This window comes from Pedobacter sp. GW822-FHT03F06 (genome assembly GCF_058801365.1).
On the sequence record NZ_JBXANE010000014.1, the window covers coordinates 157,297 to 183,043 of the forward strand.

The following is a 25,747-nucleotide window of genomic DNA, read 5'->3' on the forward strand; positions in this document are numbered from 1 at the left end:
ATTATACATTATGTCAAAATTCCTTTTCGTTGTCCCGCCTTTTTTTGGCCATATCAGTCCAACATTAAGTATTGGCGCCAGTTTGCTGGCCCGCGGCCATGAGGTAAAATGGCTGGGTATCACCCCTCTTGCGCAGGTACACCTACCAGAAGGTGGCGAATTTATTTATCCTGAAGAGGATTTGGCAGAGTATGCGGATGAAATACAACGCATTTTAAAACGTCAGGATGATGGCCCTGCGTGTTCTGGTCCGGAGGTAATGAAACTGGCCCTCGAAGAAACCTATGTTCCTTTTGCCAAAATGATGATGAAAGGGCTCAACAACTTTGTTGACGCCTGGAAACCCGATGTAATTATTAATGACTGCATTACCTTTGCCGGTGCGTTAAGTGCGTACTTAAAAGGTATACCATCAGTTACCACTACACCCGTTCCACCTGATGTGATGGGCGATACCGCCAACAGTGCGCCCAAAATATTCGAATGGCAACAAAACTTAATTAAAGGTTTACAAAGAGAAGTAGGCATATATAGCGACGATATCCACATCCATTCGCACCAATTAAATATGGTTTTCACCTCACAGGCATTTGCAGGTTTCGAAGAAAAACCACCACACATGCATTTTGTTGGCCCGGTAAAAGGCAGACCAAATTTAGCACCATTTGATTGGGAAAGGTTAAGTCAGGCTACGACGCCTAAAGTTTTTGTTTCGTTGGGTACGCTGTTGGTTGATATCCGTAAGGAGTTTTTCCAAAAACTGATTACAGCTTTCGAAAACCAGCCAGTAACCATTGTTGCAGCAACCAATCCCGACATCTTCGAAAAATGGCCTGATAACTTTATTGTAAGCGGTTTTGTGCCACAATCAGAACTAATGCCACACATGGATGCGGTAATCTGTCATGGGGGCTTTAATACCGTAAACGATACTTTCACCAATGGTTTACCGATGTTGATCACGCCTATCGCCTATGATCATTTTCATACTGCTAAACTAATTGAGCAAGCGGGTTGTGGGGTTAGCATCCGTTACAAAAGGTTACGGATCGGTGATTTAAGAGACACTGTTTTCGAGCTTTTAGAAAATCCGAAATACCGCCAGGCCGCACAAAAAATAAGAGAAACATTTATCGAAGCTGGTGGTAACGATAAGGCGGTGCAATTGTTGGAAGATTTTGCAAAAACGGCACAAGTTGTGGAAACCAACAGCTTGTAAACCTTCGACCGTCATCTCGACTGAAGCACAGCGAAACGGAGAGATCTAACCAGAAAGATCTCTCGGCTGCGTTGCACTCCGCTCGAGATGACGACTTTCTATCAGAATAATACTAAAAAATGAAAAGAAAACTGTTATTTGGCGAAAGGATGTTATACGGTGATGGGAAAAGCCCGTTTAACATTGTAATACCTTTCAAAATCAGGGGAGAAATCAAGGAAGATGATTTGAGGTTTGCCTTATTCAAAATCCAGAAAAAACACCCCTGGTTAACCGCCGCTATACGTTTTGACGAAGATAAAAGGCCTTGGTTTGTAACCAATCTTACCGAAACCTTTAGCATTCCGGTTCGCATTGTAGACCGGTTAAATGATGGGCATTGGGAACAGGAATCTACCTATGAATGGAAAACTGTTTTTGATGCTTCAATTGCACCACTTTGCCGCATTACATGGGTTAAAGGTAAAGCCGTATCTGAATTTTTGATGGTATATCACCACTGTCTTTGCGATGGCACTTCGGCACTTTCTATTTTAACAGAATTGCTTCAGCTTTTGGATGACCCTGATGCCGATATTGGCAAAGAAATTCCAATTATGGGTATAAAGGATGTGATTCCTAAAAAGGTACTAAACAGTTACCGCAACCGGACCAAAAACGGACTGATCGGCAAAATTGCCACATTAGCACTTTGGATCATCCCGATCAAAAAAGTAGCTGTAGCGCGAAAAAACGATTTTATGCTCCGCTGGAAATTCGATCAGGATCTCACTACACAGCTCATCCAGTTTTGCAAAACCAATCAGTTCACCGTAAATACTTTGTTGAGTGCCGCAGTTTTAACGGCCTTTAAAGCGGTGAGAAAAGAAAAAGCATTTAACAAAATATCATTACCGGTTGATATCCGGAATTTTAACCCCATCATTAAAAAAGACCACATTTTTGCCTTCGGATTAATGATTGTACTTTCTTTATTGCCAGAAAAAGACTTTTTAAGCAATGTTAAAGCCTTGCAAAAGGACGTGAACGATAAATCGGCCAAACTAAATCCTTATAGTTTGATGATGATGATGGAAGCCTGTCACCCTGCGTTAAACAACTTCACCAATTTCTTAAAGTATGGAAAATCGAGTAATGATTGTATGTTTTCCAACCTGGGTAAAATCGACATCCCGTACCGGTATCAAAACTTTGAAGTAGAAAGCATTTTCAGTCCTTCAGTAATGGGCCCTTTGGGAAATACGACCACCATGATCGTCTCAACTTACCGCAATCAAATGGACTTTACTTTTGTGGCCAGCGAGGGTTATGTTCCATTCGTTGAAGCTGAGGCCATCAAAGAAAAAGTAGTGGCTATCTTAAAAGCTCAGGTTGAAAAACCGATTGAAATATTAACCGCAACTGCATGAAAAGAAGATTAATTTTAGGAGAAAGAATAATGCATGTAGATGCCAAAACACCGCTAAACTGTGTTTTTGGCGCCAAAATTTCAGGTAAAATCAATGAAGAAAATTTGCATAACGCACTGTTTAAAGTCCAGCAGAAACACCCACTGCTGCAAATGAATATCGATGCTACAGGCAAAACACCATATTTCGTACGGAACGAAAATATCAGCAAAATACCCGTTAGAATTGCTGATCGTTTAACAGACGAGGATTGGTTAAAACAATCAAAAATAGAGTGGTATAAACTTTTTGATACCCCAAACGAGCCGTTAGCCAGGTTAGTTTGGCTAAAAGCCGAAACCGAATCAGACCTTTTGCTCGTGCTTCCACACTGTATTTGCGATGGAACTGCCATTTCAAATTTAATGCGGGAGCTGATGACTTTGATTGATGATCCTGAACAAGATCTGGCCCCATATGCTTCATTTCTTTCTGTTCGCGACCTCTTACCAGAAGATTTTGTAATTAGTAAAGCGAGCCATTTTAAAGGAAAAATTTTTGCAACACTTGGCCGTTTGTTTTTCTTTTTAAAAGCTACTTCAAACAATAACATAGACCGGAGCAATTACGCCGTTCATTGGAAAATCAGTGCTGATGAGACCAAACAACTATTGGTTAAATGTAAGGAAGAAAACACAACCGTGCATGCCGCCATCTGTGTGGCCTTTATGGAAGCTTTTAAACACGTGCAAGGCACCAAAGCCCATGGCAAGGTGATCTGTCCGGTTGATATCAGGCGCTTTGTAGAAGCCATAAAAAAAGATACCATGTTTGCCTTTGCACCCATTGTAGAGTTAAAAATCGCACAAGGCGAAAATGATTTCTGGACAAAAACCAGAATCTTAAAAACCGATCTGGAAGCAAAAGTGGCAGAAATGAAAGTTCACGACCTGTTAAACATGAGTGAGTATTTCCATTCATCGGTAAATAAAATGATTGGCTTTTTGAAAACAACCAAGGGCACACACGATGTGACGCTCAGCAATATGGGGCTTTTAAACATCCCAAAGGATTATCAGGATTTTTCTATTGAAACCATTTATAGTCCTACGGTTGCTTTCCCATGGAAAAATGCCAATACTTTAGTATGTAGCACTTTTAACGGACAGCTGGATTTCTCTTTTATGTCAAACGAATCATTCCTTCGGGAATTTGAAGCCTGGCAGATCAAAGACAGGGTAATGGAGCTGATTAAGGAAAATTTAAACGAATTGGTCAATGTCTGATAAAGTGGAATACGATGAGCAGACGAAAGTGTCGAACTGGCGAAAGTTTGTGCGCAAAAACCTGCTGATACACCTTATCCCAAACACGGTATTAAATACTGTAGTGCCATATTTTGCTTTTAAAGCACAAAACTCGGTGCATTTATTTAGTGGCGAGCAAAATCTGGCCAGGTTTTTATTGCCGATGTCGTTGCTCCTCCCCTTTATGATTACCCTTGATATTTTAAAAAAAATAAAACTGTTGCAGCACTCTGGCGCCATTAACTATAAAGTAGACGAAAAAATTACGGGTTATCCTTTTATATTGAAAAAAGCAGGTTTAAATGGCTTGTATAGCATTTTGGTGGTATTTGCATTGATGCTCGCCCTGCACTTCTCTTTCCCTAAAAATCACGATTTCGGAATTACCCCTTCTGCTGTATGTGCAGGATTGTTGGCGGGTTTATATTCCATTACCTTTTTTTATCTCGCGATTAGAAGGTTTAGGATTGATGCAGTAACGTAATATCATTTTGAAAACAATTGTCATTCTAAACACTATGAGAATAAAAGAGTGTCGTCATCTCGACTGAAGCGTAGTCCCGAATTTTCGGGAGAGAGATCTGTTAAATATAGATTTAGCTTCGCTGAGCCTTCGGGTTCTCGACTGCGTTGCACTCCGCTCGAAATGACGATCTCAGGTATAGCCATTATTCCAACCAAACCATTTGTGTAAAAGCTCCATTGGTTGCAATATCCCAGGCCTCTACCCTTACCCAATGCCGGCCTTTTAAATTAACTGCCCAACTGTAATCCTTTTTTCCAAAAGCCTGCGTATCGTTTAAATTAACACGGCTACGATAAACCTTTGCCCCATCACCCGATACAATTTCGACAAAACTTAAGGGGAATGTCCAGTTGAGTTGCATATTTATCTTTGCTTTTCCACCATGATCAACCTTCAAAGTCTCTCCTGCACCTTTTCCATTAACATTAAAACTCGGGATCAGTACCTCACCTGTCGATACAAAAAACTTTCCTTTCCGCATTACATCTAAAACAGGCTGCCAGCCATCGGCATAATTAGGTATCTTATCCAACTGCAAATAATTCACGTTTAAGTGGGCATACATTTCATTTTGCTCAGTGATGGTAAAGATATCAGCCTCTGAAATAACATGTTTTTTCAAACCCCAGTTGGCCATATCATCCATCAGGTTCAGTACCCGTTTACTTAAGGTCGGCAACGAAAGATCTCCTGGAATGGCCTTCCAGGCTGCGCCCATAAAAGTCTCCGATTTAAAAAAGTCTTCTTCTTTATATTTGTCTGGGTAACCTGTCGAAGCCTTTGTTCGGGCATGGGCAGTCCAGGCCAAGCCATGTTCTTGTTCCAGTAATTTGAGCATTTCTGCTTTATCATTAATGCGGTAAACTTTACCATATTTCGGGTCGTTGGTTTCGAAAGGCAGATCGCTTTTTCTCGACATAATCCAATAAATTGGTTTAGGAAAAAATGCCAGCCAATGTCCACCATAAAAATTATTGGCTTCTTCTCCTGGTAACAATAAAAAATTTGGATCAGATAATCTTTTAGTCTGTTTAAACAAGGCATCTAATTCTTTTAAACGAACAGAATCTGGTCCTTTAGGATGTCCTGGTCCGTGAAATTCGGCAAGCTTAACAATATTTAAACCCGCCCTTTTCAACACCTCAACAAATTCGGGCTTTTCTGGCACGGCTTTTCCGCTCAGCACTACGTCAGAAATAAACTCATTGTGGAAATGGCTAGCCATTGTTTTATAACCTGCCAAGGGCACATAAGTATCATTGTGCGTAAACTTTTTAACTTCGTCCAACGCTGCTCCTGCCTTCCCCGTGCTCAATAAACAGAAAAAATTAAGGCGCTGTTGGGTATTGGGTGGTGCATTAAACCATGGTACATAACGTTTATCGCCCAATGGATCCTGCCTGATCCCAATACCAAAGTCGGGGATTAAGTTTAAATAATTACTGCCTTTCCACGTAAACTTAAGGTTAAAAGCTTCGTCCAAGGGATAGAAATATTGATGTGGAGCAGGAAAAACGGCCAAACTTCCGCCATTATTTTCGCCGATAACGGTACGGTATTTTACTTCAAGATTTTTACTCGCATCTGTTTTAACCGCTTTCTCATTCTGAAGATTACCTTTCACGTCACTCCAGGCAATATTAGACCAGATCTCTTTTTTGCTCGTTAATCCGGCATCGTATAAAATAGCTGTAGAATCTTTTGGGGTTGATACCACAGCAGCTACATTAAACAAAGGGCTTCCATTGTAAAGTGTTATTTCTAACGCACCGCTAAAGGTCTCGCATCGAATTCCATTTATTCGCACTACAGTTTGCGAGCCCTTTGTTGAAACACTGGCTGCCCCTTTTTCGAATTTTACAACATTTGTGGTATATGGTCTGGTTGGAACCCGGTCGAAAAAAACATCCCAGCCCCCACTGTTTGGATTTAAAGTGCGTTTACCTATTCTCAGCACAAATCCAGGGTCAAGATGAGCAGCAACTTCTTTTAAGGCGCCTTGCTTACCTAACAATAAACTTTTAAACAATGGTTTAGTACGATCAAGATCTAAAATCATTTTACCTAAGGTCCCTTTACCAGCTGGCCAGGTGAGCACGAGTTCTTTTTGATGGGAAGAAACAGTAGTTCCGTTAGCTTTAAAGGCTTTTAGATTTACCTGGCTCTGTGCACAAAATGCTGAAAAGCATATTATCAATAATATAGAAATACTGTTTCTCATACAACTTAATCGTTTTAGTAAAGGTAATAATTAACTTCAAAACATAAATTATCTGCTAATTAGCAATGCATTTCGTTCATTATTTATTTTTTTTCCAAAAAACAAATAACATTACTTAACTTAATCTGGAATTAAAGCCAAACATTTTGCACCCTATACTGATCAGAAATAATGTAAAAATCCTTGGCGAAGGCAGCCAGGTAATTGTATTTGCCCATGGCTTTGGCTGTGCGCAAAGTTCCTGGAAATTTATTACAGATGCTTTTCTCCAAGACTACAAAGTCGTACTATTTGATTATGTTGGATCAGGAAATTCGGACCTCAGCCAATACGACCAAAGAAAATATGCTACACTCGAAGGATATGCCTGTGATGTAATCGATATCATAGAAGCACTTGATTTGACCAACATCATATTTGTTGGGCACTCCGTAAGCAGTATGATTGGTATGATTGCCGCATTACAGATGCCGGAAGCATTTAAAAAACTGATTTTTATTGGCCCTTCGCCAAGATATTTAAATGATCGTGATTATATCGGTGGATTTAATACTGAAGATATTGAAACCATTTTTGAGCACATAGCAGATGATTATGTAGCCTGGAGCAAGCAATTGGCACCGCTGGTGATGGATAACCCTTCCAAACCTGAATTAACTGATTTTTTACAGGAATGTTTTGAAGCCACCAACCCAGATGTTGCCCTGGCCTTTGCAATGGCCACCTTTAAAGCCGATTACAGAGATAAATTAAAAAATCTCGAAGTGCCAAGTCTTACCCTGCAAAGTACGAACGATATAATGGCTCCTTTATCAGCCGGCGAATTTATCCATAAAAATACCCCAGAGAATTTTTTGGTTGTAATGAAAGCTACAGGGCATTTTCCGCACATTAGCGAACCAGAAGAAACCATCAGGGAAATAAAAGATTTTATTGAAGATATTAGTTTAAAATCGGCATCTGATCATTTGTATGCTCAATAGAAACCACCAATAACATAATTCGTATTCAATTGATAATGAGATACAAAAATACTAATAAAGTTACAAATCTGTCATCAACCGTCTGATGTATTTTAAAATGCTAAACGCTATCAATGACAGACTCCTAAAATTGCGCGTCATTTCGACTGGAACATGGGTTCCGGATGTTCAGGAGAGAAATCTTTGAACGATGTTAAAAGATCTCTCCACAACGGTCGAGGACGATAATTTACCCCTTCAGAATAACAATCCCTCAGGTTTTGCATTTCAAAAAGATTTGGAAATGAACAGACAATGATTCTTGGAGGCCTGCTGTCCCGCTCTTTGTTCCAAGTCCTCGCCCTCATGCTTCGGTCTCCGGGCTTTACACGTCGATCGGGTTTAGGAACAATGGTTTATGCTGCAAAAGCTAAAAATAAATATAAAAACCAGACGCGATTTGCAATTACAAAACAGCTAAACCAGGTCACCAATCTTTGCCAGCCAAAACCTCGGAAGTTAATCTGCAGTCAATCCGAACTTTCTCTAAAAATCAGGGCGTTATGATGACAAGGTCTTAAGCATTTGCTTCTTCTCTGTACCTTGTGCTCACGAGTAAATCAAAACCACCTTTTTAAATCGGTGAGGCAATATCATCATGTCTGGTGATTCCAGCATCCTATTAATCCGCTTCTACATTATTAACGAAACCCACCAATTATTTAGTAAATGTCATTACTTCCATATCAATACAACTGTAGGCGCTATTTTATTAAAATAATAATGAACAAAATGAATAAAATATATATTTGTAAAAACTATTCAAGTTTTGATCACGTATGTACCCACGTTCGTCTAGGATTTTACCCCTCCAATACCTAGATTAAGCTAAAAATAATCCAATAACATACCAATAAACCATTTTCGTAAAAAAAAGAACAAAATGAACAAATTTAAAACAATCGCTATTGCAGCATTAAGCTTATTGTGCATTTACACGGCTAAAGCACAATCTTTTAAAGAACCTGTTAGCTATAAACTTAAAAACGGCATGAATATCATTATTTCGGAGAATGAACGTTCGCCAAAGGCATATTCTAGCTTTACCTTAGATACTAAGGCCATTGAAGGTAAAAAAGATGGTATAGTGGAGTTGTTAAATGCGGTGTTAAACGAAAACTTAAGTAAAAACTCAAATATTAGCTTTAAAGATAACAGCGGTAAGCTGGCTACACTAAAGGCAGATCTTGATAAAGACCTGGCAACAATGGCTTCGGTAATTCAACATGCAAACTTCGACCAGAAAACCTTTAATACGGCTAAAGCTAAATTAATTGCCAGTTTAAAATTGCAGGATTACGATTATGACCAAACGGTAAATGAAAATTCGGTTAATGCATTAACCTTGGCCGATGTTAAAAACTTTTACAGCCAAATCTCTCCGGAAAAAACATTTTTAACGATTGCCGGAGATGTTGAATTAAATAGAGCCAAAGCTTCAGCTAAAAAAGCCTTTGGCAATTGGAACCAAACACAAGAACTTGCATTAACTGTGGCAAGGTAATATTAAAATTAAATTTTAGGCCCTTTGATTAATTTCAAAGGGTTTTTTTATGCCCAAAATGTTACACGAGATTAGGCTTAAACCGCCTGTATTAAAGGAATCATTCAATATATTCGCTTTAAACAAACCATTATTGCTGAAAAAACCGACAGATGAAAAAAATCTATACACTCCTACTTCTTGTTACCATAAGTTTATCGCTACAGGCACAGGTTGTGGTTAACCGAAATCAGGATATTGATAAAATGGTTAAAGCCGTAAACCAGGATTCGCTAAAATCATATATCAGTAAAATGGTTTCTTTCGGAACAAGAAATACGCTTAGTGATATTAAAAGTAAAACGAAAGGAATTGGGGCTGCCAGAAATTGGGTCGTAAATAAGTTTAATCAGTTTGCCAGGCAAAGTGATGGCAGGCTTACCGCATACCTGGATACCATTACCTTTAAACCCGATGGCAAAAGAGTAGATCAGCCTACACTTTTAGGCAATGCAGTAGCTGTACTAAAAGGCACTGACGCAAACGACAAACGTGTTTATGTGGTGAGCGGGCACCTTGATAGCCGTGTTACCGATGTAATGAACAGAACCAGCGATGCACCCGGCGCCAATGATGATGGTAGTGGTGTTGCGGGCGTAATTGAGGCTGCAAGAATCATGAGTCAATATAAATTTTCTGCCACCATAATTTTTGTCGCCGTAAGCGGTGAAGAACAATCGTTGTTAGGCTCTGGTTTTATGGCTGCAAAAGCAAAAAAGGAAAACTGGAATGTAGATGCCATGTTAAACAATGATATGATTGGCAGCAACAACAGTAGTGAAACACAAATTATCGACAATACAAGGCTCCGTGTATTTAGTGAGGGCTTACCCAGCTTCGATCTGGATAAAAATGCAAAGAGCATCCGTCAGTTTGGTTTAGAGAATGATGGTAAAAGCCGTCAATTGGCACGATATGTTAAAGAAATAGGCGAGCGTTATGTAGATCAGTTAGAAGTTAAATTAATTTACAGGAACGATAGGTTTCTCCGTGGCGGAGATCATACCCCATTCGTAGAAAATGGATTTACAGCGGTGCGCATAACTGAAATGAACGAAAACTTCGATCACCAGCATCAAGACCTTAGAACGGAGAAAGGCGTTAGGTATGGCGACCTTCAGGAATTTATGGATTTCGAATATTTACGTAAAAATACAGGCGTAAATATTGCGGTTTTAGCCAGTCTGGCTAAAGCCCCGTCTAGCCCTACCGAAGTAAAAGTGGATGTAAAAAACCTGAGCAACTCTACCTTTTTATATTGGAAAGCACCTGCTAATGGCGCAGTAAAGGGCTATTATGTTTTAATGCGCGAAACCAGCAGCGCTGTTTGGGAAAAGAAATTTTTCACTTCTGCCACTGAATTACGATTACCTTATAGCAAAGACAATTATTTATTTGCGGTACAAAGTATTGGAAATGACGATACTGAAAGCTTACCAGTAGTGCCGGGCATTGGCAGGTAATAAAACATTTAGGGTTTACCGTTGTTTAAACTCAAATTTAGCGCATGAAATTTAAACCTTTAGCTTTTATTGTAAATATAGCCATCACACTGGGTGTTGGTGCTTTAGGAGGGTGGGCAACCGCTCAATCGGTTAAAACGTGGTACCCAACCTTAAATAAACCATCTTTTAATCCACCAAACTGGCTTTTTGCACCTGTTTGGACTACACTATATATACTTATTGGTATTGCGGCTTATCTGGTGTGGATTAGGCGAGATAAAATTGTTCATTTCCCGAGAACAGTTGCCATTTATTTAATCCAGTTAATTTTAAATTTGGGCTGGTCGTTTATTTTCTTTTATCTGCACGAGATAGGTTTTGCCCTGGCCGAAATTATTTTACTGTTGATCATCATTGTCATCAATGCATCCATCTTCTATAAAATAAACAAATGGGCGGGTTTAATATTTATCCCCTATATCCTTTGGGTAAGTTTTGCATCATTTTTAACATACAACATTTTCATATTGAACTAATTTTAAAAGAAAACCCTATTTTTAGGGAGTGGTAGCTTTTAAAAGATCCTTGCTGATACTGTTCGTTCTGTGCTGTAACCAATTGCAGGCGCAAAAGGTAGGCCTTGTGTTTAGTGGTGGCGGTGCAAAAGGATTGGCGCACATTGGCACATTAAAGGCTTTGGAAGAAAACCACATCCCTATCGATTACATTACTGGCACATCGATGGGTGGCATAGTTGGCGCCATGTATGCCGCAGGTTATAGCCCTGCGGAGATAGAAAAAATTGCACTGAGCAACAACTTCCAAAATTGGGTAAATGGACGATACACCAGCGATTACACCTTTTACTTTCAGAAAAATGCCCCCAATGCCTCCATGCTCACCGCAAAAGTGGCTATTGATACCGGTTTTCATTTTAGCTTCCGCTCTAACCTGATTAACGATATCCCCTTAAATTTTGCCTTCCTTGAGCTTTTCGCTCAGGCATCGGCCGTTTCTAAAGACAATTTCGATAATCTTTTTGTTCCTTATCGTTGTATGGTTGCAGATGTACTTTCACAAAAAAGCATCACTGTAAGCAAAGGAAGTTTAGCAGAGGCAGTAAGGGCAACCATGACGGTTCCGATTATCTACAGGCCCATTAAACTAGATGGAAAATATGTTTTTGATGGTGGACTTTACAATAATTTTCCAGCTGATGTAATGGAAAGAGACTTTAAACCTGATTTTGTGATCGGTGCCAATGTTTCTTCAAAAACCTATAACGAATACCCTAAAAACATCGACGATCGTTTAATGAACCGCTTTTTGGTATACATGTTTCTATCCAAATCAGACTCTACCATGATCGGGAAAAACGGTGTATACATCCAGCCCAACCTGGCTACTTATAGCGTAACTAATTTTGCTCCCGTAGAAGAGCTGATTAAAAAAGGCTATGATGCAACAATAGCCGATATGCCAAGAATTAAAGCTTTAATCAGCAAAAGAGTGAGCGATGAAGAACTGGCAAAAAGAAGGGAAAAATTTAATGCAAAAAAGCCTGATTTAAAATTCAGCAACATCATCGTAACCGGCGTAAACAGTCAACAGAAAAAATATGTAGAAAGACTTTTCAAAAGCGATAAAGTTACTTTTAACCTGCAGGATATTAAACGTGGATATTATAAGCTAGTTGCCGACCAGACTTTCGAAACCGTATTTCCTAAAATTTCATATCAGGCTGCAACAGACAGTTATACTTTTGAGGTGGTGGCACAGCCAAAAAAAAGCTTTAAACTCGAATTAGGCGGCAATATATCTACAAGGCCCATCAGCAATGTTTTTTTGGGTGCCCAGTACAATTACCTCAACCGAAAATCGTATACTTTTGGAACCAGCTTCTACTCTGGCCGCTTTTACGAATCGGTACAGGTTAATGGCCGGGTAGATTATCCAACCAGACTACCCTTGTTTCTGGCCGCGGAGTTAACCTATAATCACTGGAATTTTTATAATACCAGCCAGATATTTATCGAAAACCCACGCCCCATTTACATCGAACAATCTGACCGTAAGATTGACCTTACGATGGGAATGCCTTTAAATTACAATACCAAAATTGTTCTTCATTCTACTTTTATAAACAATAATGATCGCTATAGCCCAAACAATACCTTTGCGGTAGGCGATTTATTAGACCAAACCATCTTCAACGGTTTCAGGGGCTCGTTAAACTTCGAAAAAAATTCGCTAAACAGAAAACAATATGCCACCAATGGACAGAGCTTTTCGCTAAGTTTCAATTACACCACAGGCCGCGAAAACTATAATCCCGGGAATATTTTCCGCAACACCCCAGGTTTTGTAAAAATTCCGGGCAGCAGTCATTTGCGCCAATGGGGAAGTATAAAACTTACCCAGGAAAATTACTTTTTACACCTTAAAAAATATACATTGGGTTATATTGTGGAAGGCGTTTTCTCTAACCAACCTTTATTTAGCAACTATTATGCAACACTGTTAACTGCTCCGGCCTTCTACCCCCTGCAAGATAGCCGCTCGCTCTTTCTGGATAAGTTTAGGGCAACAACCTATGCCGCTGGCGGAATAAAAAACATTTACAATGTTAAAAAAAATCTCGATTTTAGATTGGAAGGTTATTTATTTTTACCCCATAAAGAGTTTGAGCTGAATAATTTCCAGGATATAAATTACGCAAAGCCGATTACAAAATTACGCTATGCGGGTACCGCTGGTCTGGTTTATCACTCCCCGCTGGGGCCGGTTAGCCTAAGTTATAATTTATATAATGATGCTGTTAAAAGAAATGGTGTATTATTGCATATCGGTTATTTAATTTACAATAAACGTTCTATCGAATGAAACGAATCTTACTCTTGCTTTCGCTGTGTTTAACCGGGTTTTTCAGCCATGCACAAACCGCAGCAATCAATAATTTTCTGGTAAAAGAAAATTTGCTTAAAAACAATAAACTGGCCATAATTGCGGCCGATTCGTTAAACAACCCCAACGAAAATATTAACGGAACCTACACCTTTAGTGTAAGTGGTTTTACACAGGTATTAAAATTTAACGATGGCATAGCCGTGCTACCTTTACCAATTGATAAATCTACTTTCGTTTACATCAAACATCAAAACGACTCTGGTACGCATAGTAAACTGGTATATGTGTATAAAAAAGATACCGATTTAAGTCCTTATGCCATAAATAGTTTATGGCTTTTCATCATTCCTATTATATTGGTAATTATTGCCTTTGCCTTCCGCAAACTGATCATATTTGTGGTCATTGTTTTTCTGGTATTTGTGTATTTTAACCACAGCAATGGTTTAAACCTTTCTACCTTTTTTGAAAGTATATTCGATGGGTTAAAGAATTTGATTTGATGGGCGGAAAAAAGAGTTGTCAACTTTTATAACTTGGCTCTCCCGCCAAAATCGTCATTGCGAGGCTTGGCTAGAGCGAGCCGAAGCAATCTTTCCCATAAATTGAAATGCGTTCTATTTTTTAGAAAAGCAAGGCCTATGGTACTTCGGTTACACCAGTCCCGCCCTTTGCTTAATCCCGATAAAATTATAACGATAAAAAAATCACTTTAAATCGGGATAATGCTGTCGGTCGGGTTTATTTTACCACAGATAGCAGCACTGTATCCCCGCCCTAAATCTATGGTGTGGACACATCTTTTTGAGATTATTTTTAGGCGTTTTGCTAGCTTCCTCGAATAACACATTGTTTTGACCGAAGAACCCCGTCAATCCCAAGGGCCCGGGAAATCAAAAAAACAGTTGTAGGAAAGAAAAAATAGTGCTGCCAAACCTAAACGCAGTGGTTTTGTGTTCATAAACGCTAATTTAAAACTTTAAATAAGTATTGAACACAAAACGAAGTGCCGCTGTTTTTTTGATGTGTGTAGGATTGTGTAAAAGGCCCATTGTTGGATTGACAGAGCGTTTTGGGTACTTTGGCGCTCCAAAGTACCATGCCCCGCGGCAAAGAGCGGAAAAGACTGCTTTCCGAAAAAGAATCATGCTCACGCTCGTTTCTAACGGGCGTGAAAATAACAAATCGTTTTTAACGATTAACTTTATCGTTTAGCGTATAAAGGTCTAATGCAAATTTTCTTTTTAGAAAAGCAAGGCCTATGGTACTTCGGTTACACCAGCCCCGCCCTTTGCTTAATCCCGATAAAATTATAATAATAAAAAAATCATCTCAAATCGGGATAACGCTGTCGGTCGGGTTTATTGAACATAAGTCCCTCATTGGACATCTGAGGCAAAACTTAAGTGATCGGTGAGGACACAGACCAAGGCAGTAAAATTCTTTCGTGTTAATCTGTGCATCTGTGGCAAAAATAAATAGGTTTGTGAAAATACAGAGTTAGTCGTCATTGCGAAAAGGCTCCTGCTCACGCTCGTTTCTAACGAGTGTGAAAATAACAAATCGTTTTTTTAACGATTCATTATTGTTATTGCTAAAATTTTTAGTAAATTCGCTTGATGGAAAATCTATTTTTAGTGTGTTTAGTGCCTCCTGTTTCAGTTGTAGAAGACATAGACGAGATTAGAACATACATTTCAGAGAAATTTAATGTGCATGAATCATTAAAACGGCCCGCACACATCACCTTATACCCACCGGTAAAGCTTTCGGCTTATGATGCAGAAAAAAAGTTTTTTAAAGCTTTAGAAGATGCTTCTTTCTTTGAGCCATTTACACAGGTACTCCGAAACTTCAATTCATTTCTGGAGCATACCTTTTATCTCGATGTTGAACAAAATGAGGGATTAATGCGCTTGGAAAAACAGATTACCAAAGCATTACAACCTTTAAAATTGATCGCGAAAAAAGAAAAATTCAATCCACATTTAACTTTGGCATTCAGAGATGTAAAACCACCCGTTTTTAAACAGCTTGCTGCTGATTTTAAAGACCGGAAATTTAAACGCGAATTCCCGGTTTCATCCTTTTCTGTTTACAAACACATAGATAAAAGATGGCAACCCTTTAAAGAATTTTCTTTTAAAGATCCAAATACCAGACCTAAAACATTAAGCCTTTTCGATTAATTAGAATGGCATACCAATACCAAAGTTGTACTGTATAAAACGATAGGTATCAGGCCCATGCGTGGCATTATAGCTATTTTTAAAATCTCTGGCTCCGGATAAAAATTTGCTGATTACCCACTGGTCTGATCCGATAAACTGAGGATCTTTAAGTTTCAGTCCCACATCAAACCTGAAAACAAAATACTGAACATCATACCTTAAACCAACACCCGTACCAACAGCAATTTGCTTAGCCAGTTTACTAAGCTTAAACACGGTCAATTCATCCAATTCAGGGTATTCAAGCGTAATCGACTCTCCTCTGCGGATATTCCAGATATTACCGGCATCAACAAACGCAGCCCCTTTCAGCGTAGCCCCGAAAAATTTGCGGGCAAGTGTAAACCGATATTCAAAATTAGTTTCTATCCGTAAAGTACCCAATTGATCCAGCCCAAAAACAGCCTTCCGCACCTCATCGCTGGCAAGTACCTGTCTATTATAATTACCAGGACCAATGGTCCTGGCCTGCCAGGCCCTTAAGCCATTAGATCCACCAGCAAAAAATTGCTTTTCGAAAGGAATACCCGTTAAAATTGAATTACCATAAGCGTAGGCTAATCCGGTGTTTAAACGGGCAATAAATTGTCTTTCACCACCCAAATGTTTATACCACCTAATATCCACCTCTGGCCTGGTGTACTGGTTAAAAGGCAAGCCCAGTATCTTTGCCGGGTCGTTGTTTGCCGGATCATGCTTTGAACCTGTTAGCTTCGATATGCCCTGCAACATATTACCTGCAATATCCATCCCTGCCCTTAAATAAACAAAGGTTCTCAGCTGGTTCAATTTATCGGCATTCAAGGTGTAGGTATATTTCATACCCAGTGTTAAATCTTTACGATCGAGCAGTGAAGAATAATACAGGTTGTTAAACCTGGTAACGGCATCCACTTTTGAAGTATCGAGGTTACCAAAACGGTACTCGAAATTTAATGGGGTAAAAGAGTGGAGTTTAGACTTGGTTTCAAACCAATCGTAAGTAATGGAATTAATAAAAATCCTTCTTACCGAAACATCTTTTTGTAGGGCATAAATGTAACTCGTAGCAAAGGTAGTGTGCGGCATTCCGTTTCCACCTAAAACAGGATTGTAGAAAGGGATCATCAGTCTTGGCACCGAAATACTGGCACTGATTGAAAAATCGCGCTGATAAATATCACTAAAAACTTTGGCCCCGTTGCCTATACGCGATTGCAAACCACCTTTTACCTGAAGTTCAAATCGTTCTGCCCCTCTAAAAATATTGTTGTTGGTATAGGTATTTCCGAGGGTAAAGCCAACGGTACCACCATTAAACGGAATCTCGCCCTCCACGCGGTTACTCATTACCTTTTGGGGGGTAAGCAAAATGATCGCATTGATTTTATTGGAGGTACTGTCTCTTCTGAAATAATCAATCTTTACATTTTTAAAAACGTTGAGCTCATATAAGCGATCGTAAGTGAGGTTTTCATTCCGGATGTCATAAAGGTCACCTTGCTTCAGAAAATCGTAACGAACGATCGGATTACGCCTGTAACGCTTAGAGAAATCGGTATAAATAATCCCGTTCAAAGTATCTTTGCTTAATTTATATCTTGCCGAATCGGGTAGACCATCAGGATTTGGCGCAATTAACAAATGTGTGTAACCAATATTAAACTGCTTATGCGGACCATTTGCAGGATCTGTTACATTAAGATTCAAATCTATTTTGTTAGTCTTAGAACTGGGTTCGGCACCATATACATCAAAATTTACATAAGGCCTTAAGAAATAGAAATATCCATTTTCTTTCATAATGCGATAAATCTGCTCCCTTTCGTAAGTTAAAGAGTCTTCATCGTACTGCATTCCCCTGTGTAAATGGGATATTTTAGCCTTATTCGATTCGTAAAGATTTCTAATATTTACATTTGGGATCGAATCGGAAAGTTTCTCGATAAAATAAGCAGGACCAGGTTTTGCGCTGAATACAATTTCGGCCTTTTTATCTGCAATTTTTATGGCAGAAGTTACCTCAGCCTGGCGGTAGCCCTTACTTTTTAAAAACTTCTGTATCTGTGTTCTGGAAATCTCAACCAATGTACTATCCAAAATGGCAGGCGGTGTACCAAACGGCTTAATATCGCTGGTTTTATACCGACCATCTTTTGTATTGAATAAATTGTACAAAGGTACATTGATACTCAGCTTAGATGCCGGCCTGATATCTTTCTGAACATAATTGTATGCCTGTTCTTCAAATTTAGCATCAACGCTATCAATAGTAACCTTTTTCACTATCGATTGATAGTCGGCAATGTATTTAGTTGATGAGCAGGCCTGAATTAAAACAATAATAAATAGTAATATTGCAGTGCTTTTCAGTTTAATATTTATTGAGTTTTGGTATGCTTTCAAAATCACAGATTAGTTTTATAAGGTCGTTACATCAAAAAAAATACCGTAAAGAGCATGGTTTATTTATTGTTGAAGGTATAAAATCCATAAAAGAATTTTTTCGATCAAGCTACCAGATCCATACTATATATTACAACAGCGAACAATACAATTTGTTACCCAAATTGCCTGCAAATATAAACTTATTTGAAGTAAAGAACGCCGAATTAGACAAGATTAGTACGCTGCAAACGCCACAAGGCTTTTTAGCACTCGTCCATATCCCCAAAAACAGAGAATTAGCACTAAAAGCGCTGAAAAATCAGTTCACTTTGGTTTTAGATGGCGTTCAAGATCCGGGTAATATGGGCACCATTATCAGAACAGCAGATTGGTTTGGCTTTAAAAACATCATTTGCTCTGCAGACTGTGTGGAAGTATTCAACCCAAAAACTGTACAGGCTACCATGGGCTCTTTGGCAAGGGTAAATATTTATGAAGCAGATTTACCAGCATTATTGGAGAAAAATACCATTCCTGTATTTGGGGCATTGTTAGATGGCGAATCGATTTACAAAACGCAATGGGGAGCAGAAGGATTGGTGATTTTGGGCAATGAAGGAAAGGGAATATCGGCCGAAGTGATCAAAAAAATAAATAAACCGGTAACCATTCCTAGAATTGGGGAAGCCGAATCGTTAAACGTGGCGGTAAGTGCGGCAATCTTTTGTGCTGAGTTAGTGCGAGTTCGAAATTAAATTGAGATATTATTTGCGGGCTAACTAATAATTGCTATTTTTGCAGCCTTGAATTTAAGGGTCGAGTGGCCGAGTGGCTAGGCAGAGGTCTGCAAAACCTTCTACAGCGGTTCGAATCCGCTCTCGACCTCCATTTGTACAAATAAAATAATTAAAAGGTTATTACCATGGCAGTTACCAGATTAAAAAGAAAAGACAGAAGAAATAAAAATACAGCTCACCAAGAGGTAGCATTTTTAAAGAGAGCAACTAACATCGAGTTGGGAAGCCGCTCTGCACAACCTAAAAACGATCAATTAGCTAAAAACAATGCTGTTTTAGCTGCTTTGGCAAAATAGTTTTTAGCATTTCTTCTTAAAGAATTTAAAGCATCCTTCTGATCAAAGGATGCTTTTTTTATGCGTTAGTATTTTTGATACGCACAGCATTTATTGTAATTCTAAGTCCCTTTCTAATTCAATCGTCATGCTGAACTTGTTTTACAGGTAGCGGTAGTATTTTCAATTGTCTTGTAGCTACTACGTGGTCAGCATCTTTCCTGCAAGATAGACCCTGAAATAAATTCAGGTGACGATGTACTAACTACCTAAAATCTTAACTTTATGCTATCAGATTTACGAAGACACATGAATCTTACAGAAACTCTTTCAAAACTAGAATCGCTCGGCGAAGAAAAAGTCCGCGCCATGCACATTAAAAACGGTGCCAGAGAAAACATTTTCGGCGTTAAAATGGGCGATATTAGAGCCATCGCCAAAAAGATCAAAACAGACCACGAGCTTGCACTTCAACTCTGGGAAACTGAAAATATTGATGCCCGACTGCTGGCCATCTTAATCCTTAAACCAAAAGCGCTGTCTGCAGAACAGATTGAGCAAATGGTAGCCTCAGAAAACTTTACCTGGGCAGCTGATTGGTTTTACAATTACATTGTTAAAGAATACCCTGATAAGGAACAATTCAGGGAAAAGTGGATGAATTCGGGAAATATTATGCTGGCCCGCGCAGGCTGGAGCTTAACCAGCGGACGTATAACCAGGGCACCTGAAGGAATAGACATCCCGGCAATTCTTGATCGGATTGAAAAAGAAATGCCAAAAGTAGCACCCGAAATCCAATGGACCATGAATACTGCATTGGCCCAGATTGGCATTAACCACCCTGTTTATAGAGAAAGAGCCTTGGCCATCGGTGAAAAACTTGGCATTTACCGCGATTACCCCGTTTCTAAGGGCTGCACCTCTCCCTTTGCACCAATCTGGATTAATGAGATGGTAAGCCGGCAAAAGTAGTTTTTTACCTATTATCAGTATATTTCATGCATGATATCCCTCTATTTGAAGCAGGCCCGGCAAATAGCATTTAATCATAAAATTCAGACCTTGTAAATAAACAATCATAAGCATCCCGATTATTTTCAATCGGGATAAAGCGAATGGCGGGGCTACAATCCCCATGAAACGCTGAACTTTCATTCCCTAAAAAAGAAAAAATATTAATAATGATTAAGAAACGGCTGGTTCTACTCTTTTGGCAATTTCAGCCCCGCTTTTGGTGCGAGTTCCGATGAAGGATCGGAAGCGCTTCCCGACAATCGGGTTTATTTAACCTGGGTCGGCGCACCGAAAGCAAGCCGTTGTTTATAAACCTGACAGAAGCGAACACGAACCCGATTTTTCCATCGGGTGAAGTAAAGCGGATGGCGGGGCTACAGTACCCATGAAACGCTGAACTTTCATTTCCTAAAAAAGAAAAAATATTAATAATGATTAAAAAACGGCTGGTTCTGCTCTCTTGGCAATTTCAGCCCCGCTTTTATAGACAAACCTTGCTAACTAAACCTGATAATAGCGTAAAACCCGCAGGCGAGAAACGAGTGTTGGCTCAGTGCAGGGTGAATATATTTAAACCAGTTCTTTACAGATGCTTTTGATCAGCCCTGGTCCCTCGTATATAAAACCAGTATACAATTGAACCAAACATGCACCAGCATCTAATTTTTCTTTGGCATCTTTTGCCGAATGAATACCACCTACCCCAATAATTGGAAATGCTTTGTTCGATTTCTCCGAAAGATACCGAATTACTTCTGTAGAACGTTCTTTAACAGGTTTACCGCTTAAACCACCGGTTTGGGTAGTCAAGTCTTTCTCTGTAGCCAGATTTTCCCTGCTAATGGTTGTATTGGTGGCAATAATACCAGCAATCTTTGTTTCTGCAACAATCTCGATGATATCATCCAATTGCGCATCAGTTAAATCAGGAGCAATCTTCAATAAAATCGGACGTGAAATATCGTTTTTACGGTTGCGTTGCTGTAAGGTATTAAGGATTTTTTTTAACGGTTCTTTTTCCTGCAGCTCGCGTAACCCTGGGGTATTGGGCGAGCTTACGTTCACCACAAAATAATCGACCACATCAAAAAGACGGTCGAAACATTTAATGTAATCGTTTACTGCATCTTCATTTGGAGTAGCCTTGTTTTTACCGATGTTTCCACCCACAACAATATCAGGATGTTTATCTTTTAGCAAGCGCAAACGCTCAGCCATTACATCTACGCCCTTATTGTTAAAGCCCATCCGGTTGATTAAAGCTTCATCATTAGGTAGGCGGAACATCCGGGGTTTATCATTGCCGGGCTGAGGCATTGGCGTTACCGTACCCACTTCAATAAATCCAAAACCTAAATTACTGAGTGGCTCCACATATTCGCCATTTTTATCAAATCCAGCGGCCAAGCCAACAGGATTTCTGAATTTTATACCAAAAACCTCGCGTTCTAAACCTTTAATGTGCACATCAAAACTGCTACGGATAATGGTTTTACCTAGTGGAAATTTATCATTAAACCATTTTAACCGCTTAACTACAAAATAATGTACGTTTTCAGGGTCAAATTTGAAGAATATTGGTTTAATAAGGCGATACATGCCACGAAGATAAGAACTTAATACTAATTATAAAAAAGGTTAGTTGGTCATTAGTTCAATAGCCATTCGTTCATTAGTCTAAGTGTCCAAATCCATCCCTGATCCTAACATTGGTTTTATAGTTCATGGTCAATGGTTTTTATGGCCATGAACCATCAATCCTAGGCAACCTGCCATCCACCAATGACCAATGAACGAATGAACCAACTTCTTTAGTATGCCGCTGTAAACTGCTCCTGATGATGTGCATTATTTTCCAGCTCATCGGCAATAACAATTGCTAAATCTTCTACTGATAAAATAGAACGGCCTTCTTCATTAAAAACCGGACTTGTTTTACCCAAACGGTATTTCCCGGTACGGCCAGTGGTGATGCCCTGGTGCATTTCAATAGCCGGACTAAAAAACAACCAATCTAATTCTTTCTCCTGTTTTAGCGTATTAAAATAATCTCTTACCGCTGTTGCAGCTGGCTTGTATTCGGCAGGGAAGTTTGGCCCATCTACAATTTGGTAACCATCAATCTGCAAAGTACCTGCTCCACCAATAAAAATGTAACGTTTAACGCCCGATGCTTTTACTGCAGCCTGAATAGCCTCTGCTCCCTGTACCGTATCGTTATATAAATTCGGATTGGTCCAACCTGCGTTAAAAGCACTCACTACTGCGTCGGCGCCTTTTAAAGCCGCTGCTAATTTTTCAGTATCCAAAACATCGACTGCGATCTTACTTACCTGGTCATTGTTATTTTCAATTTTAGCGGTATCGCGTGCAATGGCAATTACTTCGTTTCCACGACTTACCAATTCGTTCAAAATGGCTTTGCCTACAAATCCAGAGGCTCCAATTAATGCTACTTTCATGTTATTTAATTTTTAAAATTTATTAATCTAGTTTAAATTGTAATGTTTTTTATTACAGTTATGTTCAAAATTTTTTATTTAAAACCTGCACTAAAATCTTGTAATGTTTTAGCTGAAAGATTCTTCACCAAAGCGGTTTCGGCTTCATCATATAAATCGTTTAGGTGTTTGGTAATCTGTCTCCCTACCGGGCAATCGGGATTAGGTTCATTTTTGCTTTCACCCAGTAAGCTTTTTTGCTTAACCGCCCTATACACATCGCCCAAATTAATATCGGCAGGATTTTTAGCTAAAGTTGAGCCACCACCCTTCCCTTCTTTACTTTGAACAAAACCATATTTATGCAAATTGGCCAATTCCTTTCTCACCAGAACAGGATTACAGTTGATACTACCCGCAATGTATTCCGAATTCAATAGCTGCCCCTTCACCTGATCGAGAAGTGTAAGAATGTGGAGCGATATGGAAAAATGACTGCTATTCATACTGTAACTATTTTTATTACAGAACAAAGGTATGATAATTTTTACACATCATAAAAATTTAACATCATTTAACCCTGTACTGACAATTGTAACGCGTTACCGTTTAATAGATCAACTAAAATTTGAGGATATTGAGCAGGGTAAGCGTTATATCGGGCATCAATTTAAAACGGTAATAATTATTAAACAGGTACTTAAAAGCTTTTGTTTTTACAAAAAATGATTTTTAATGCTTCCGCGATACCAATTAGCAGGTATTGCTTTCCTAAAAGCCAATTATTGTTGTTGGCTTATCCTATTTGACTTTCCAGCTGAAAAAAGCCTTTAAATTTCGTACTTTTGCAGCCGAAATGATTTCAATAAATAATTTAACCTTCCTGATTGGCTCAAGGGCCTTGTACGATGACGCGAACTGGCACATTAAACCTGGCGACAGAGCTGGTTTAATCGGCGCCAATGGAACAGGAAAATCAACACTTTTAAAAATAATTGTTGGCGAATATGCACCGAGTTCGGGTACTGTTTCCATGTCTAAAGACCTGAAAATTGGCTACCTAAACCAGGATTTACTTTCTTACGATTCGCACCATAGCATTTTGCATGTGGCCATGGAGGCTTTCGAGCGCCAAAACCAATTGCATGATGAGATTGAGGAACTGCTTAAAAAAATAGAAACGGATTATAGCGAAGAGGTTTTATTTAAATTAAGCGATAAACAGCAAGAATTTGAAGCTTTAGACGGCTATAACATCGAATACAGGGCAAATGAAATTTTGGCTGGTTTAGGTTTCAGCACCGCAGACCAATTGCGCCCGTTAAATACCTTCTCAGGGGGTTGGCGTATGCGTGTAATGCTGGCCAAAATATTACTGCAAACGCCTGATATCCTATTGCTTGATGAGCCTACCAACCACATGGATTTACCTTCCATTAAATGGTTAGAAAACTACTTGATGGGCTTTGAAGGTGCCATTGTAATTGTATCTCACGATAGGTATTTCTTAGATAAAATCGTAAACCGTACGGTCGAATCGCGCAAAGGAAAATTAACCGTATACGCAGGTAACTATAGCTTCTATGTGGAAGAAAAAGCCTTACGTGGCGAAATCCAGAAGGGTGAATTTAAAAACCAGCAGGCTAAAATTAAACAGGAAGAACGTTTAATTGAGCGTTTTAAAGCGAAAGCGAGCAAGGCTAAAATGGCACAATCGCGCATGAAAGCTTTAGATAAAATGGAGCGTATTGATGATGTGGATGATGATAACCCGACCGTAAATTTCGCTTTCAAATTTTCTAAACCATCGGGCAGGCACGTTGTGCGTATAGAACATGCCAATAAGAGCTATCCAAATGTGCACATTTTAGATGATGCTGAAGGTGTAATTGAAAAAGGTGATAAAATTGCCTTGATCGGTGCAAACGGTAAGGGTAAATCTACTTTATTGAGAATGATTGCCGGAGCTGAAAAATTTGAAGGTTTTTGCGAAACGGGTCATAATGTGACCACCACTTTCTTTGCGCAACATCAATTAGAATCGCTGCATTTAGAAAATTCGATTTTAGAAGAATTACAGGCATTTGCCCCAAAACATAGCGATACCGAACTGCGTAGTATTTTAGGTTGTTTCCTTTTTACCGGCGATGATGTTTTCAAAAAGATCAAAGTGCTTTCGGGAGGGGAAAAATCGCGTGTGGCCCTGGCTAAATCGTTAACCACAGATTCGAATTTCCTGATTCTGGATGAGCCGACCAACCACTTGGATATCCAATCGGTTAATATCCTGATTCAGGCATTACAACAGTTTGAAGGTACTTTTATTGCCGTATCTCACGATAGGTATTTCTTAGATAATGTGGCCAATAAGATCTGGTTTATCGAAGGCGGAAAAATTAAACAATACCCTGGTACTTATGCCGAATATGAAGAATGGAATAGCAAAAGGGTAATTCCCGCAGCTAAACCTATTCCGGTTAAAATGCCTGAGAAAAAGGAACAGCCAAAAGTTGTTACGCCAAATACAGCCAACCAATTAAAAAAGCTGAACGACGAACTGCAAAAAACAGAAAAACTGATCACCGAACTGGAGCAGAATGTTAAAAATATTGAAGCAGAACTGGCAGATGAGCATGTTTACGCCAAAGCCGATAAATTAGCTGAAGCCAATAAACGTTATTTAGCGACAAAACAGGAGTTAGACGCTAGCCAAAATAAATGGGAAAGTTTAGCTGCTGAGATTATGGAACTTGAGGGTTAGTTTTAGCCCCTATTAAAGCATATTAAGGCCACAGAAATGCTGTGGCTTTTTTTGTTGCCACGGAAGCGCAGAAACACGGAATACTAAACATATGATCAACTGTGTACTAGGTTTAAATCGAAGCGTTGTCAACTTTCAGGCTACCTTTCTATTCAAGTTGACAACGCTGAACAAATCAAATTTCCGTAAAAAAGATCTCTCCGCTACGGTCGTATTCTAGGTTTACCACAATTGCAAATTTATTTTAAGAAAAACTCTTTTTTTGGAGTTTTTCTTAGCT

At 39.1% G+C, this 25,747-nt stretch carries 20 protein-coding genes and 1 tRNA gene; 16 read left to right on the forward strand and 5 right to left on the reverse strand.

Going from position 1 to position 25,747, the window contains the following annotated elements; all coding sequences use genetic code 11:
- Window positions 1-10 precede the first annotated feature (10 nt).
- The 4 genes from AC1RJ8_RS21655 to AC1RJ8_RS21670 all read left to right on the forward strand — a co-directional run bounded on the left by AC1RJ8_RS21655 (window position 11) and on the right by AC1RJ8_RS21670 (window position 4,398).
- Complete coding sequence (locus tag AC1RJ8_RS21655) at window positions 11-1,219, forward strand: glycosyltransferase (protein WP_492955619.1); 1,209 nt, start codon at window positions 11-13, stop codon at window positions 1,217-1,219.
- A 119-nt stretch (window positions 1,220-1,338) separates the two neighbouring features.
- Entirely contained in the window at window positions 1,339-2,628 is a 1,290-nt protein-coding gene (locus AC1RJ8_RS21660; protein ID WP_492955620.1) for a phthiocerol/phthiodiolone dimycocerosyl transferase family protein, read from the forward strand.
- Window positions 2,625-3,893, forward strand: coding sequence for a condensation domain-containing protein (locus AC1RJ8_RS21665; RefSeq protein WP_492955621.1), 1,269 nt, complete (start codon window positions 2,625-2,627; stop codon window positions 3,891-3,893). The genes AC1RJ8_RS21660 and AC1RJ8_RS21665 overlap by 4 nt, the downstream gene beginning before the upstream one ends.
- Window positions 3,886-4,398 carry a hypothetical protein gene (locus tag AC1RJ8_RS21670; protein WP_492955622.1) on the forward strand — a complete coding sequence of 171 codons (513 nt, stop codon included), beginning with the start codon at window positions 3,886-3,888 and terminating at the stop codon, window positions 4,396-4,398. Before AC1RJ8_RS21665 ends, AC1RJ8_RS21670 begins: the two co-directional genes overlap by 8 nt.
- Before the next feature lie 184 nt (window positions 4,399-4,582).
- On the opposite strand, the gene AC1RJ8_RS21675 is transcribed toward AC1RJ8_RS21670, so the two are convergent.
- Window positions 4,583-6,661, reverse strand: a complete 2,079-nt coding sequence (locus AC1RJ8_RS21675; RefSeq protein ID WP_492955623.1) for a CehA/McbA family metallohydrolase domain-containing protein — start codon at window positions 6,659-6,661, stop codon at window positions 4,583-4,585.
- Between the two features lie 146 nt (window positions 6,662-6,807).
- Between AC1RJ8_RS21675 and AC1RJ8_RS21680 the strand changes: the two genes are divergently transcribed.
- The 7 genes from AC1RJ8_RS21680 (at window position 6,808) to AC1RJ8_RS21710 (ending at window position 15,767) form a co-directional block, all read left to right on the forward strand.
- On the forward strand, window positions 6,808-7,644 hold the full coding sequence (locus tag AC1RJ8_RS21680; RefSeq protein WP_492955624.1) for an alpha/beta fold hydrolase: 837 nt from the start codon (window positions 6,808-6,810) through the stop codon (window positions 7,642-7,644).
- A gap of 922 nt (window positions 7,645-8,566) precedes the next feature.
- Window positions 8,567-9,187 carry a peptidase M16 family protein gene (locus AC1RJ8_RS21685; protein WP_492955625.1) on the forward strand — a complete coding sequence of 207 codons (621 nt, stop codon included), beginning with the start codon at window positions 8,567-8,569 and terminating at the stop codon, window positions 9,185-9,187.
- Between the two features lie 152 nt (window positions 9,188-9,339).
- On the forward strand, window positions 9,340-10,689 hold the full coding sequence (locus tag AC1RJ8_RS21690; protein ID WP_492955626.1) for a M28 family metallopeptidase: 1,350 nt from the start codon (window positions 9,340-9,342) through the stop codon (window positions 10,687-10,689).
- 44 nt (window positions 10,690-10,733) lie between these two features.
- Window positions 10,734-11,207 carry a TspO/MBR family protein gene (locus AC1RJ8_RS21695; RefSeq protein ID WP_492955627.1) on the forward strand — a complete coding sequence of 158 codons (474 nt, stop codon included), beginning with the start codon at window positions 10,734-10,736 and terminating at the stop codon, window positions 11,205-11,207.
- A gap of 49 nt (window positions 11,208-11,256) precedes the next feature.
- Window positions 11,257-13,554, forward strand: a complete 2,298-nt coding sequence (locus AC1RJ8_RS21700) for a patatin-like phospholipase family protein (RefSeq protein ID WP_492955628.1) — start codon at window positions 11,257-11,259, stop codon at window positions 13,552-13,554.
- Window positions 13,551-14,081 carry a hypothetical protein gene (locus tag AC1RJ8_RS21705; RefSeq protein WP_492955629.1) on the forward strand — a complete coding sequence of 177 codons (531 nt, stop codon included), beginning with the start codon at window positions 13,551-13,553 and terminating at the stop codon, window positions 14,079-14,081. The genes AC1RJ8_RS21700 and AC1RJ8_RS21705 overlap by 4 nt, the downstream gene beginning before the upstream one ends.
- A 1,116-nt stretch (window positions 14,082-15,197) precedes the next feature.
- Window positions 15,198-15,767 carry a 2'-5' RNA ligase family protein gene (locus tag AC1RJ8_RS21710; RefSeq protein ID WP_492955630.1) on the forward strand — a complete coding sequence of 190 codons (570 nt, stop codon included), beginning with the start codon at window positions 15,198-15,200 and terminating at the stop codon, window positions 15,765-15,767.
- On the opposite strand, the gene tamL is transcribed toward AC1RJ8_RS21710, so the two are convergent.
- Window positions 15,768-18,194, reverse strand: coding sequence for a translocation and assembly module lipoprotein TamL (gene tamL / locus AC1RJ8_RS21715; RefSeq protein WP_492955631.1), 2,427 nt, complete (start codon window positions 18,192-18,194; stop codon window positions 15,768-15,770).
- Between tamL and AC1RJ8_RS21720 the strand changes: the two genes are divergently transcribed.
- From AC1RJ8_RS21720 to AC1RJ8_RS21735, 4 genes are all read left to right on the forward strand, one after another.
- Window positions 18,185-18,931, forward strand: a complete 747-nt coding sequence (locus AC1RJ8_RS21720; RefSeq protein ID WP_492955632.1) for a TrmH family RNA methyltransferase — start codon at window positions 18,185-18,187, stop codon at window positions 18,929-18,931. The two genes, tamL and AC1RJ8_RS21720, sit on opposite strands and share 10 nt — an antisense overlap.
- 59 nt (window positions 18,932-18,990) lie before the next feature.
- A tRNA-Cys gene (locus AC1RJ8_RS21725) sits at window positions 18,991-19,064 on the forward strand.
- A gap of 34 nt (window positions 19,065-19,098) precedes the next feature.
- On the forward strand, window positions 19,099-19,269 hold the full coding sequence (locus tag AC1RJ8_RS21730) for a hypothetical protein (protein WP_029275070.1): 171 nt from the start codon (window positions 19,099-19,101) through the stop codon (window positions 19,267-19,269).
- A 288-nt stretch (window positions 19,270-19,557) separates the two neighbouring features.
- A complete protein-coding gene (locus AC1RJ8_RS21735) occupies window positions 19,558-20,223 on the forward strand; it encodes a DNA alkylation repair protein (protein WP_492955633.1) in 666 nt (221 codons plus the stop codon).
- Window positions 20,224-20,835: 612 nt separating this feature from the next.
- Here the strand turns inward: AC1RJ8_RS21735 and AC1RJ8_RS21740 are convergent.
- From AC1RJ8_RS21740 to AC1RJ8_RS21750, 3 genes are all read right to left on the reverse strand, one after another.
- On the reverse strand, window positions 20,836-21,864 hold the full coding sequence (locus AC1RJ8_RS21740; RefSeq protein WP_057933574.1) for a quinone-dependent dihydroorotate dehydrogenase: 1,029 nt from the start codon (window positions 21,862-21,864) through the stop codon (window positions 20,836-20,838).
- Between the two features lie 212 nt (window positions 21,865-22,076).
- Window positions 22,077-22,727, reverse strand: a complete 651-nt coding sequence (locus AC1RJ8_RS21745; RefSeq protein WP_492955634.1) for an NAD(P)-dependent oxidoreductase — start codon at window positions 22,725-22,727, stop codon at window positions 22,077-22,079.
- Between the two features lie 74 nt (window positions 22,728-22,801).
- On the reverse strand, window positions 22,802-23,212 hold the full coding sequence (locus AC1RJ8_RS21750) for an Rrf2 family transcriptional regulator (RefSeq protein WP_492955635.1): 411 nt from the start codon (window positions 23,210-23,212) through the stop codon (window positions 22,802-22,804).
- Window positions 23,213-23,562: 350 nt separating this feature from the next.
- Here AC1RJ8_RS21750 and AC1RJ8_RS21755 point away from each other — a divergent pair, with 350 nt between their 5' ends.
- The gene (locus AC1RJ8_RS21755) at window positions 23,563-25,467 is read left to right on the forward strand and encodes an ABC-F family ATP-binding cassette domain-containing protein (RefSeq protein ID WP_492955636.1); all 1,905 of its coding nucleotides are present in this window, start codon (window positions 23,563-23,565) and stop codon (window positions 25,465-25,467) included.
- Window positions 25,468-25,747 lie beyond the last annotated feature (280 nt).